The sequence below is a fragment of the Thermococcus sp. AM4 genome, assembly GCF_000151205.2.
In the GTDB taxonomy this organism is placed as follows: domain Archaea; phylum Methanobacteriota_B; class Thermococci; order Thermococcales; family Thermococcaceae; genus Thermococcus.
Genome location: NC_016051.1, coordinates 2,005,098 through 2,017,392 on the forward strand (window position 1 = coordinate 2,005,098; position 12,295 = coordinate 2,017,392).

Consider the following 12,295-nt stretch of genomic DNA (forward strand, 5'->3'; position numbering starts at 1 on the left):
TTATCCTTCGCTCCGCCCGTTTCGGGACTTGAGCCCTCTTTTAGCTTAGCCTTAACTATCACCCTTGGGAGGGTTCTGCCATGATTAAGGAGCCGGAGTTTAGGGAATACAACCCGGGTAAGCTGGAGGAGAAAATAGAGGCCTTTTGGAAGGAGAACGACACCTACGAGAAGGTCAAGGCCAGCAGGGCGAACGGCCCGAAGTACTACTTCCTCGACGGACCGCCGTACGTGAGCGGTGCAATACACCTTGGAACTGCCTGGAACAAGATAATCAAGGACATGATAATCCGTTTCCGGACGATGCAGGGCTACAACGTTCGCAGACAGCCGGGCTTCGACATGCACGGCCTGCCGATAGAGGTCAAGGTCGAGCAGGCCCTCGGGCTCAAAACCAAGAAGGACATCGAGACCGAGATAGGCGTCGACAACTTCATCAAGAAGTGTAAGGAGTTCGCCCTCAACAACCTGAAGATAATGACCGAGCAGTTCAAGATGCTCGGAATCTGGATGGACTGGGACAACCCCTACATGACGATAAAGAACGAGTACATCGAATCGGGCTGGTTTACCCTCAAGAAAGCCTGGGAGAAGGGGCTCTTGGAGAAGGACAAGCGCGTTCTCCACTGGTGCCCGCGCTGTGAGACGGCCTTAGCTGAACACGAGGTCCGCGGTGAGTACAAGGTCAGGAAGGACCCGAGCATCTACGTCAAGTTCCCGGTCGAGGGCAAGGAGAACGAGTACCTCCTCATCTGGACGACAACGCCCTGGACGCTCCCGGCCAACTTAGCCGTTACCGTTCACCCCGAGTACGACTACGCGAAGGTCAGGGTCGAGACCGAGAACGGCGAGGAGTACTGGATAATCGCGAAGGCCCTCGTCGAGCGCGTTCTTGCTGAGGTCGGAGTCAAGGGCGAGGTAGTTGAAACCTTCAAGGGCGAGGAGCTTGAGGGAGTGAGATACGTTCACGTCCTTCTCGACGAGTATCCCGCCCAAAAAGAGTTCCGCGAGAAGTACGAGTGGGCTCACCGCGTAATCCTCGGCGAGCATGTAACCCTTGAGGACGGTACAGGACTGGTTCACACCGCGCCGGGCCATGGTGAAGAAGACTTCGAGGTCGGGCAGAAGTACGGTCTGCCTGTTTACAGCCCGGTCGACGACCAGGGTCGCTACACCGAGGGCAGGTGGAAGGGCGTCTACGTCAAGGACGCCGACCCGGAGATAATCGAGCACCTTCGCGGAAAGGGCTACCTCGTCAAGGCTGGAACGATAGAGCACAAGTACCCGCACTGCTGGCGCTGTAAGACCCCGCTGATTTTCAGGGCAACAGACCAGTGGTTCCTCAAGGTGAGTAAAGTCAAGGACAAGATAATCAAGGAGAACGACGAGAAGGTCACCTGGTATCCTGACTGGGTGAAGGTCAGATACGACAACGGCGTCATGAACTCGGGCGACTGGGTCATAAGCAGGCAGAGGTACTGGGGAATACCTCTTCCGATATGGCAGGCCGAGGACGGCGAGATATACGTCGTTGGAAGCTTTGAGGAGCTTGTCAAGCTCGCCGTTGCGATAGAGGTTAACGGCGAGCGCGTTGAACTCCCGGAGGACTACAACGAAAAGCTCAGGGTCATAGAGGAGAAGCTTGGCCCAGAAGATTTGCACAGGCCCTACGTCGATGCATTCATCATAAAGGTCAACGGCAAGGAGATGAAGCGCGTCAGGGACGTCGTTGACGTCTGGTTCGACAGTGGTATAGCGAGCTGGGCTTCGCTCGACTATCCAAGGAACAAGGAGCTCTTTGAGAAGCTCTGGCCGGCCGACTTCATAGTCGAGGGCGAAGACCAGGTTACGAAGTGGTTCTACTCCCAGCAGGCCGCCAGCGTCATAGCCTTCGACACCGTGCCGTACAGAGCGGTTGCCATGCACGGCTACGTTTTAGATGAAAAGGGCGACAAGATGAGCAAGAGCCTCGGCAACATCATAAGGCCCGAGGAGGTCGTCCAGAAGGAGGGAAGGGACCCGTTCCGCTTCTACATGCTCTGGGCCACCAACCCCTGGGAGAACCTCCGCTTCAGCTGGAAGGGCCTCGAGCAAGTCAAGAGGATGCTCAACATACTCTGGAACGTCTACGTGCTCAGCGCCACCTACATGAGCCTCGACAACTTCGACCCGACGAAGCTCAAGCCCGAGGAGCTTCCGTTCCGCGAGGAAGACAGGTGGATACTCAGCAGGGTCAACGGGCTCATAAAGGACGTGGAGGAGGGCATAGAGACCTTCAGGCTGACGAAGGCAACCAGAGCAATCTACAACTTCGTCGTCGAGGACCTGAGCAGGTGGTACGTCCGCCTAATCCGGAAGCGCATGTGGGTCGAGGGCGACGACCCGGACAAGCTGGCCTCTTACTACACCGTCTGGAAGGTCTTCGACGTCCTGCTGAGGCTGATGGCCCCGTTCACGCCCTACATAGCCGAGGAGATATACCAGAACATGCTCAGGCCGTTCCTCGGCGTGGAGAGCGTCCACATGCTCGACTGGCCGAAGCCCGACGAAAACGCGATAGACGAGGAGCTCGAGCGCGAGATGGAGGCGGTAAGGAAGATAGTCGAGGCGGGTTCAAGCGCCAGGCAGAGGGCCAAGATAAAGCTCCGCTACCCGGTCAGGAGGATAATCGTCGAGACCGAGGACGAGACAGTAAAGAAGGCCGTCGAGAGGCTCAACAGAATCCTGCGCGACCAGCTCAACGCCAAAGAAGTGGTCGTCGGAAAGGTCGAGCGCGAGCTCGTCATCAAGCCGAACTTCGCGAAAGTTGGCCCGAAGTTCAAGGGCGACGCCAAGCTCGTGATAGCCTGGATAAACGAGCACGGGAGGGAGCTCTACGAGAAGGGCGAGATGGACGTGGAAATCGAGGGCAAGACCTTCCACCTCACGAGGGAGCACCTGACCATCGAGGAGAAACTGCCTGACTTCTTCGTTAGCGAAGAGTTCGAGGGTGGAAGGGTCTTCGTGGACAAGACCCTCACGAGGGAGCTTTTGGCGGAGGGCCTCGCCAGGGAGTTCGTCAGAAGGATACAGGAGATGCGCAAGCGCCTTGATTTGGACGTGAACGACAGAATCGCCGTCACTATAGAGACCACCGACGAGAACCGCGAACTGCTCGAGGAGAACCTCGACTACATAAAGAAGGAAACCAGGGCGACCGAGGTTATTTTCGGCGAGGCGAAGGGCTACGTCGTCGAGTGGCCCGAGGTTCAGGCGAAGATAGGGATTGAGAAAGTGGAGTGAGGCTTTTAGCCTTTCCCCTTTTCTCAAACACCCCTACGGACACCTCGAGATGGTTGAATCTCTCCAGTTTCCCTCTGACCTCCTCCGGCAGGAAGTCTCCAACCCACTCTAAGTTCAGGGACTCCAGGACGTCGTGGTACGTGTAAAATATGATCCTGCCTCCAGCTCTGCACACCCGGATCAGATGGCTCACCGTCTCTGGCAAATCCTCGGGATGGACGTTGTAGGGGTCAAAGAAGATGAAATCAAAGTACCCGTCCGGGATCTCGCGCACGTAGTCCCTGACGTTGGCGACTGTGAAATTGTCCGCGAACTCGGGCAGTATTTCGCGCTTCGCCTGTTCTATTGACTCCTCTATGAAGTCCACGCCGTAAGGGATTAGCCCATACCCTGAGTTCTTGACTAAGTGCCTCAAAAGCAGGCCGTTTCCGCAACCGAGGTCTATGACCCTGCCCGGGTGATTTATGAAGCTGAGGAAGAAGTCGTAAATCTCGTGTGGGTATACGAGGAACCCGTTGGGTAGATAGGGGTTTCCATCGTTTTGTTCCCAGTACAACTCTCTGAGCCTTCTCTTCTTGCTCTCGTACCAATCTTCCCCCATATATGTTACCAATTTCAAATATAAAATTCCCAATAAAACTTTTATCCGAGCTGTCCATACCCTGCTCTTCAGCGGGTGAGGGAGTCCCAGAGCCCAACGTTTCCCTCGGATTCGATTGCAAACTTGAATGGTTTGTTGGGATCAATTTTGTACTCTCTGCCCGCCATGTCAATCACAGTACCGTCTTCTTTTTGGATTCCAAAGATGGCGGCTCCAAGAACTACGTAGCGATAGTGAGTGATTCCCCGTTCCTTTGCGAGTTTGTCCAGTTGCTGGCTGATGGGAATGTTGCCCTTGAACACCTGCATCCAGGTGGGGGGCATTGTTTTCAACGCGGGCACGAACATAATCCCGATCACTTTGCCTCCTTTGAGCAGTGGAACTTCATAGTAAGCAGGCCTTCCGTCGGGGAAATAGAACAGTGTCATTTTTCCGACTTCAGCGTTCCTGAGCTCTGAAAATGGGAGCCTGTTGAGTTCAGTTCTTGCAAGATACTTAGCAGTATTCGGGGACACTCTTAGAGTCTGATGGGACGCTATAACCCCCTTGTCTGGGTCACCGGGGGAAATTCCCGAGGCCTTTGCCCCCGTGTTTAGCACCGCCATGCCCAACACTAATAAGATTAGGAGTAATATTCCAAGCCGCTTACTCTTCCAGATCATGACAATCACCACCCTGTATCGGGCAGTTTAAAGTAGGCAGTTGGAGAATATATCTTTTTCTATTTGCGGGCTAAATTTGAGCGTCCCCCGTGGATTATGTAATAGCTTATGCCCCCGTAAGTTACTTACGGTGGCGTAAGTGCCGTTCGACCTCTAGGCTGAAGGGGCCTCAAAGGAGTTCCTGAGAACAGGCTTTAGAGGGGCTGGCCTTGATGTGGGCGAAGACACCATGGACCGCGCCGTATCAATCCTTGACGGAATTCTTGGCTGGCTCGTCCTCTTCGGCGTGAAATACCTTGAGACGAAAGACTTCGAAAAGGCAATGGAGGCGACGCTCAACGTTGCAAAGGGCCTGCTGTTCGGTGATCTGGGGGAGCTTGAGAGGAGGAGCAGGAGGTACACTGAGATTTTACGGGCGATAGCCCTCGGCTACAGCAGGTGGGGCCTGATAAGGGATTACCTCGCCGTGAAGGGTATGAAGACTCCAGAACCGAGGCTGTACGAACTTCTCAAGAACCTGAAGAAGAGGGGGTGGGTTGAGGAGGAGAACCGGGAGTACAGACTGGCCGACCCCGTGGTCAAGCTAATCCTGAGAGGGTCGTAGAGCCTGGTACACTGGTTAAGCTTTCGCCCTTCTCTTTTCTTTAACCAAAAACAATCCTCCGTGCGATCCACAGCTGAAGAACCACGATGATCGTCAGCGCCAGAGCGGTCAGTTTCCTTGATTTCTCCGGAAGATAGAGGCCGATGAGGCAATAAAGGAAGTTCAGGCCTGAAAGCTCAAGGAGTGAGGCCACCAGACCGGTTTTCCTGCCGATGGCCATTACCTCTCCTATGGGGTCATTGCCGGCCGGATAACTCGAATGAAGTGCTATGAACCTAACAGCGATGAGTGTCAACGTGTAGAGGAGGTTCTGCCTCATCATCTCAACTAAAAAGTCTCTGCTCAGATCTCTTCCTTTAAAGAGTTTGTAGATTGCGAATGGAAAATCCATGACCCACAGAACCATTGAGACGAGGAGAACAAAGAGGGCAAAGATACGCACAAATATCGCGACCCCGTTGAGAATCCCCTTTAGTGGATTTTCCGTCATCACGACGGCCGTGGCAACCAATCCCCAGAACATCAATGCTCTGGTCACGGTCTCGAAGATCTCCTTTGGAAGGTAGAGCCTGCCGTGGGTTTTCTCGATTATCTCGGGAAGACGCTTTAGGTCCTCCCGCGAGTAACCGTAGCGTTCAAGGGTCTTTCCAGCGAAGTGAAGCGCCACGAGGAGGAACGGAACGAGGAGAATGAAGGCAACGAAAACGTTCACGGCGTTGAGGTTTTCCCTTATTTGACGGACGAAAATCCAGATAGCGAGCCAAAACCCAACCGTCAGCAACCAGGGGAGGAGGTAGTCCCTGACAAAGACCCGCATGGCGGCTAATATCTCCGGGGGTAGATAACCCTTTCGAAGTCCCTCGCCTGTACCATCGTTAGGTACTTGCGGTGGCGTACAAGCTGCTCACGAACGGGAGGACGAGTGGTTGAAAAGTGAAGATGAAAACAGTCTTCACGGGCCGTTCTCGATCAGCTGGAAGTACGGCCTGACTGCACCTTCGGGGCCTTTGACCAGAAGGATCCTCGCCAGGTTCATGCCTTCTATCCTCGCGCACTCGAGGTAGAGGTATTCGTCGCCTTTTCTGTAAAGGCCGATGAACGTCACGTCTATGGGCCCGGCGGTGATTATGCCCTCGGTTGCTGTAAGCCTGGTGAAGTTCAGCGCCAGAATTCTGTCTTCGAGGGCTTTCGCGATCTCCTCGGGAGTGCAGCTGCAACTGGCGCTGAGCCCTTTTTCCGACACCGAGCCTCCGAAGACGGGCTCGGGCGTGAAGAGCCACGCATCCCTCCTGATGGGGACGAAGTAGTAGGCGATCTCAACCGTTCCGTACGTTGCGTTGGCTTTTGCGACGGGCTCTGGCTTCGGCTTGAAGACTCCGTCAGTGCAGTTCTTAATTCCATAGTCTATCTCCCTGATCAGTTCCACCGTTTGGAGGGGCGTCTCGAACTCCCACGCACCTCCCCACAGCCTGCATGGTGGGACGAGCCCCATCTCCGCCGTCCAGTTGCTCTTAACTGAGTGGAAAAAGGCGTCGAACGGATCCCCGTTTTCCGTCTTGTACACGTAGATCTCCGAAAAGCCGACGAAGCTTGTGTCGTTGAGCGGCTTCACTGCGGACGTTCCCCAGAAACCCAGGATAGCAGGACTGCAGTGGAACGTGGCGTTGGTCGAGGTGAGCCCGCACTCCTTCGTTTTAGGGCCGTGGTTTTCGCCCCTGTGGTGGGTTAGGGCAACCGAGGCAACGATGATGGCAACGATGGCAATTACCGGGAGCAACCTTTTCATCGCCATCCCCGGGATCTGTTACTTCAAAAGCTAAAAAAGTTTTGGCTGAGTGTGGAGATAAAACAGTGAACTGTCCGGAGGTTTAGAGCACTTCGAGCTCGAATGTGTCATTTTCGTGTTTGATGACAAGCGTTACCCTGTCCCCTTTCTCGGCTTCGTCCACTATCGTCCCCCCGATGACCTTCACCGCACTCGCCGTTATCGAGACCTCGCTGAGGTTTGAGAGGTGGTTCCTGAAGCGTAGCACGTCCCCCTCGACCCCGACTAAACTCGCCGTAGCGTGGTGTACCACCGTATTTCCTGCTTTCACGTTGACGGGGAGGAATAGAACGCCGCGCTTCCTCATTTCAATCTCCCCCAGCAGTTCGGGGAGCTCAATGCCGCGGTACCTTACCCTTCCCCCGATTCTGTGTCCCCTGGGATTTGAGACGACTACGTACGCGTATCCGTCGCCTTCCATCGGCAGGACTATCATGTCCGGATGTGTGGTGGAGAAGTCCTCCTTTACGCCCTGCAATTCCTTCAGCTTCCACACGAACTTTCTGTGGAGGTCGTGGTGGCTCACGTAGTACTGCAGTCTGAAGCCGAGAACTATGGCGCTTCCGGAGCCCTTCCTCACCATAGCGCCGACCGGCTTTCCGTCCATGAAGGCGATCGGCTCTCCCCCCCGAACCTCCCGGACGACGTTCCTGACCAGCATTCTGTCTATTCCGTCCGCTGAAACGCTGGAGAACTGCACGAGCCTCGGGTTCCTCCTGGCTTTTCCGCCTTCAACGCTCACGCCGAGGAAGTCGGAGAGGTGCGTGCATGGCCTGAGGTTTTCGTCGTACTCCGGGAGGGTCGGCATTACGACGAGGTTACCCCCCTTTGAAACGAAGGCCGCGAGCTTCTCCTGCACCTCCCTGCCCATGAAGTCGAGGGAGTAGACCCAGAGCTGGCGGTAGTTCAGGAGCTCCTCTAGAGTTGCGTCTTCGAGGTCAACGACGTCGAAGGGGGTGTTGCTCATCGCGAGAAGGGTTAAGAGGCCGCGCTCGCCGAGGAGGTACTCGTTGAGGTCGGTGCTCTCCTTCAGGCCCTCGTAGCCCCACAGGCTGAGGGCTTCGTAGGGTTCATAGGCCCCGACCGCTACCTTCGGCTTCAGCTTTGCCTCCCTGAGGCCCGGGGCGGATGAGCTTGCGGAAACGTATCTGACAGCCTCAACGTGCTCCCTTTCCTTTCCATCAAGGCCGATCGGGGAGTAGACGTCCCAGGTTATGCCGTTGTGGGATTCGTAGCCTTTTGGATTTTCACCGCCGACGTAGAGGTAGTAGTTGATGTTCGGTATTCCGAGGGGTGGCAGGAGGGCGTAGAGGAGCTCCGCCTCGTCCGGTTCTATGGTGTGGGCCAGGGAAACCTGCGTCTCTATGCTCAGCGGCGGTGTTCCCGTTTTGCGGAGGTGGTAGCGGTAGACCCCGGTCTTGAAGTAGAGGTGGCCGAGCCTGTCCTCCTTGAAGTCGAAGGAGCGGTAGAATGAATACCAGAACTCGGTCCAGACGTGGATCCGGAGGTTTTTCTCCTTGATGTACCTGAAGAAGTGCCTCCACGCGAGCTGGAGCAGATAGGGGTCGAGTATGCTCACCGGCACGTCGATGTAGCGCTCCATGATGCCGTAGAGGTATTTCACGTACTCGTTGATCATCCAGAGCTTGAAGCGGTGCCAGTCGAGGATCTTCGTCAGGGGCTCCTCAAAGCTTTCCGGCGGCCGGATCTCGGAGTAATCGCTGAACTCGCCCCGGTATCTCTCCCCCAGTTCCTCGATGGTGTGGTTGGAGCGAAGCCATTCTTCCCACAGACCACCCGGACGGGTGATGATCTCGTTGTAGTCGGTGAGGAAGGGCTGGAAGATGGTCTCCCAGTAGGACGGCTCGTCGTCTATGGAGACGCTTATTATCGGCCCGCCGTTTGTGTGGAGGTAGTCTTTGATTATCGGGAGAACGGCCTCGTACCACTTCGAGACGGCCTCGAGGTAGGTGGGGTGGAGGTAGGTAATCGGTGGGTAGTAGATGTCCCCGGGCAGTGGTCCTTTCGGGCCCTTTGCAAGGATCTCGGGGTGTTTTCTGATCAGCCAGTCGGGTATCCCGCCGTTTCTCCATTCGCCGCAGATGTAGGGGCCCGGCCTTATTATGACCTTCAGGCCAACTTCCTCAGCAAGCTCAAGGAAGCCCACCAGATCCCTCTGGGGGTGCGTCTCCCCGGTGAAGTCGAGCGTTCCCTCGGCGGGCTCGTGCCAGTTCCAGGCGACGTAAGTGTCTACCGTGTTGAGCCCGTGCCTCCTCATCCTCTCCAGCCTCTCCCTCCAGCTCTCCCTCGGGACGCGGAAGAACTGGAGCGTTCCCCCCTTCACCTGGAAGGGCCTTCCGTCGAGCAGGTAAACCCTATCGTTGAAGCCAACCTTCCCCATGAGCATCACCACTTAACGACCTTGCTCAAAAACCTCGGCCGGTCGGGGTCCATGCCCCGGGACACGGCCTTGTGGTACGCCAAGAGCTGGAGCACGGGCAGGTACAGGACGGGGGCGAGGAGTTCCTCCCCCGCGGGAACCCTTACGAAGTAGTCCGCCCCCGTGTCGCGCCTCCCGACTGTTAGAACCCTCGCACCCTGACCCTGGAACTCCCTCGTAAGCTTCTCGTGCCAGTCAAACGGTTCCCCAACGAGGAGAACGACGAGCGTTCCGTCGTCGGCTATCGACTTGAAGCCGTGCCTCACCTCGAACGTTGGATAGGCCTCGCTCCAGAAGACGGCCATCTCCTTCATCTTGAGCATTCCCTCGAGGGCTATCGGGTACAGTATCCCAGAGCCGAGAAAGATGACGTTCCTGAAGTCGAACTCCTCGACTATGCCCTTCACCTTCTCCTCGCTCTCGAGCACCTCCCCCGCGAGCGACGAGAGTGCCCCTGCCTCGAAGGTTTCCCTCCCGCGGGAGTGGAGGAGCAGCTGGAGGTAGGCGAAGTAAAAAGCCGGAAACGAGTGGGTCATGACCACGCTCTCCTCGTGGACTGGAACGATGAGCGCGTAGTCCGCCTTCCTTGAGAGAGTGCTCTCGTAGGCCGTGATGGCTAACTTCGGCACGTTCAGGGCCTCAAGGGCCTTTATGGCCTCGGTCGTCTCCCCCGAGCGGGATATCGACACCAAAAGCTCGGGCTCCCCTATGCTGTACCATTCCCTCGCATAGAAGAGTTCGGAGCAGGGGAGGGCCACTCCCCTGCCCCCGAGGTGGGTGGTTGCCATGGCCAGCGGCTTTGCCAAAAAGTGTGAGCTTCCACAGCCGGTGTAAACTATCTCCCCCGGTAACCGAAACTCGTGATCTGCTATGAAGTCCTCAAAGGCCCTCTGGGCTTTCATTATCCCCTCGGGCAGCTTCCGAATCTCCCTGATCGTCGCGTGCATTCAACCACCCCCGTAAAGATGACAGGCAACCCAGTGGTTTTTCTCGACTTTGCGGAGCTCGGGACGGCTTCTAAAGCAAATTTCCCGAGCCTTAGAACACCTCGGCGCGTAACGGCAACCCTGAATAGAGTAAACCGCCCCCTCCTCCTTCTCCGGCTCGATCCCCTTGAACTCCCACTTCACATTCAAATCCGGCACACTCTCAAGGAGCATCTGGGTGTAGGGGTGGAGCGGGTTGTGGAAGACCTTCTCGGTGTCGCCCATCTCCACAATCGTCCCACGGTACATGATAATCGTCGTGTCGCTGATGTAGTAGCCGAGCGCCAAGTCATGCGTCACGAAGAGAACGGACGTTCCGTACTTGTCCCTGAAGTCGCCGAGAAGGTTTAGAACATCAATCCTCGTTGATGCGTCGAGCATCGAAACGGCCTCGTCAGCTATGAGGAGCTTCGGCTTCAGCAGTAAGGCCCTCGCTATGAGGATTCTCTGGAGCTGGCCGCCGCTGAGCTGGTGCGGGAACTTTCCGCGAACCTCCTCCGGGTTGAGGCCCACCTGGGTCAGGGCCTCATCGATCATCTCCTCCCGCTCGCTCCTGCCGACGTCCGGAAAGTATGAGTTGAAGACGAGGTCGAACGCTCTGTCTACTGGGTGGAGGGGGTTGAAGCTGGCGAAGGGGTCCTGGAAGACAGCCTGAACCTGGCGATAATAATCCCGCCTCAACTCTTTCTTGCCGAACTTCAGAACGTCTTTGCCTTCAAAGAGAATCCTTCCGCTCGTCGGCTGAATCAAGCGGAGGATGAGCTTTCCAATCGTCGTCTTACCACTCCCGCTCTCGCCGACGAGGGAAACAATCTCGCCCTTCTTCATAGTGAAGCTGACGTCGTCCACCGCGCGAATCTCAAAGCCCCCAATGAGGCCCGAAGTGAAGATTTTCGTGAGGTGCTCGACCCTGAGAAGTTCGCTCATTGGCTTTCACCCCCGAGGAGATGACAGGCGGCGTAATGCTCGTCCCCAACCTTCACGAGTTTTGGCTCCTCACTCGGGCACTTGTCGAGGACATAGGGGCAGCGCGTGTAGAAGCGGCAGCCTTCCGGCGGGTTGAGCAAACTGATCGGGTAGCCTGGAATTCCGCGGAGTTTTTGCTTTTTGTACTGTACTCCCATCCTCGGGAGAGAGTTTAGAAGCAGTTGTGTGTAGGGATGAGCCGGGTTGTTGATGACTTCTTCTGTTGGCCCGATTTCGGCGACTTTTCCAGCGTAGAGGATCATGACTCTATCGGCTATTTTGTCGAGTAAGGCCAGATCGTGCGTGACGAAGATGATGGATTTTACAATGCCCTCCTTCATGAAGTGGTGGAGGAGCTCGATGACTACTCTTTGAGTCGTGACGTCGAGGGCAGAAGTAATCTCGTCCGCGATGAGGAGATCGGGGTTGAGTAAAGTTGAGACGACCATTGTTGCCCTCTGCCGCATTCCGCCGCTCAGCTCAACCGGATACATGTCGGCTACTTTTTCGCTGAGTTTGACCATTTTCAGCCTCTCGCGGAGGAGTTTCTCGACTTCTTCCCGGTTTGTGAGGCCGTGTTCTCTCGCTAAGTCCCAGACGATGTCCTTGATTTTTTTGGTTGGGTTGAGGGCGTTCATTGCGTACTGTGGGATGATTGAGAGTTCTGTGTAGCGGATTTTTCTGGATTCTTCTGGGGGGAGAGTCATGAGGTCTTTGCCTTTGAAGAGGGCTTTGCCGCCCATGTGGGTCATTGGGGGTTTTCTGAGGATTAGGGAGTGGACGAGGGTTGACTTACCACAACCGCTTTCGCCGGCTATTCCGAAGACTTCCCCCTCCCTAACCTCAAAACTAACCCCATCAACAGCCCTAACGTAGCCGAGGGGCGTTGAGTAGTAGATCTTGAGGTTTTCAACGGTGAGCATTGCCATT

At 55.9% G+C, this 12,295-nt stretch carries 10 protein-coding genes; 2 read left to right on the plus strand and 8 right to left on the minus strand.

The features are described from left to right. Nucleotides 1–80 precede the first annotated feature (80 nt). Nucleotides 81–3,281, plus strand: a complete 3,201-nt coding sequence (gene ileS / locus TAM4_RS11090) for an isoleucine--tRNA ligase (RefSeq protein ID WP_014123322.1) — start codon at nt 81–83, stop codon at nt 3,279–3,281. On the opposite strand, the gene TAM4_RS11640 is transcribed toward ileS, so the two are convergent. After that, nucleotides 3,202–3,882 carry a bifunctional 2-polyprenyl-6-hydroxyphenol methylase/3-demethylubiquinol 3-O-methyltransferase UbiG gene (locus tag TAM4_RS11640; protein ID WP_083820434.1) on the minus strand — a complete coding sequence of 227 codons (681 nt, stop codon included), beginning with the start codon at nt 3,880–3,882 and terminating at the stop codon, nt 3,202–3,204. The two genes, ileS and TAM4_RS11640, sit on opposite strands and share 80 nt — an antisense overlap. Before the next feature lie 68 nt (nt 3,883–3,950). Further along, on the minus strand, nt 3,951–4,553 hold the full coding sequence (locus TAM4_RS11095) for a hypothetical protein (RefSeq protein WP_148258719.1): 603 nt from the start codon (nt 4,551–4,553) through the stop codon (nt 3,951–3,953). Nucleotides 4,554–4,773: 220 nt separating this feature from the next. Here TAM4_RS11095 and TAM4_RS11100 point away from each other — a divergent pair, with 220 nt between their 5' ends. Further along, nucleotides 4,774–5,148: an ATP-binding protein gene (locus TAM4_RS11100; protein WP_014123324.1), complete on the plus strand. Its 375-nt coding sequence runs from the start codon at nt 4,774–4,776 to the stop codon at nt 5,146–5,148. Between the two features lie 40 nt (nt 5,149–5,188). On the opposite strand, the gene TAM4_RS11105 is transcribed toward TAM4_RS11100, so the two are convergent. The 6 genes from TAM4_RS11105 to TAM4_RS11130 form a co-directional block, all read right to left on the minus strand. Further along, a complete protein-coding gene (locus TAM4_RS11105; protein WP_014123325.1) occupies nt 5,189–5,965 on the minus strand; it encodes a hypothetical protein in 777 nt (258 codons plus the stop codon). Nucleotides 5,966–6,100: 135 nt separating this feature from the next. After that, complete coding sequence (locus TAM4_RS11110) at nt 6,101–6,940, minus strand: hypothetical protein (protein ID WP_148258720.1); 840 nt, start codon at nt 6,938–6,940, stop codon at nt 6,101–6,103. Between the two features lie 76 nt (nt 6,941–7,016). Further along, nucleotides 7,017–9,374, minus strand: coding sequence for a beta-galactosidase (locus TAM4_RS11115; protein WP_014123327.1), 2,358 nt, complete (start codon nt 9,372–9,374; stop codon nt 7,017–7,019). Nucleotides 9,375–9,379: 5 nt separating this feature from the next. After that, nucleotides 9,380–10,360, minus strand: a complete 981-nt coding sequence (locus tag TAM4_RS11120) for an SIS domain-containing protein (protein WP_014123328.1) — start codon at nt 10,358–10,360, stop codon at nt 9,380–9,382. Beyond that, nucleotides 10,361–11,326, minus strand: coding sequence for an ABC transporter ATP-binding protein (locus tag TAM4_RS11125; protein WP_014123329.1), 966 nt, complete (start codon nt 11,324–11,326; stop codon nt 10,361–10,363). Then, complete coding sequence (locus tag TAM4_RS11130) at nt 11,323–12,294, minus strand: ABC transporter ATP-binding protein (RefSeq protein WP_014123330.1); 972 nt, start codon at nt 12,292–12,294, stop codon at nt 11,323–11,325. The genes TAM4_RS11125 and TAM4_RS11130 overlap by 4 nt, the downstream gene beginning before the upstream one ends. Nucleotide 12,295: the final 1 nt, after the last annotated feature.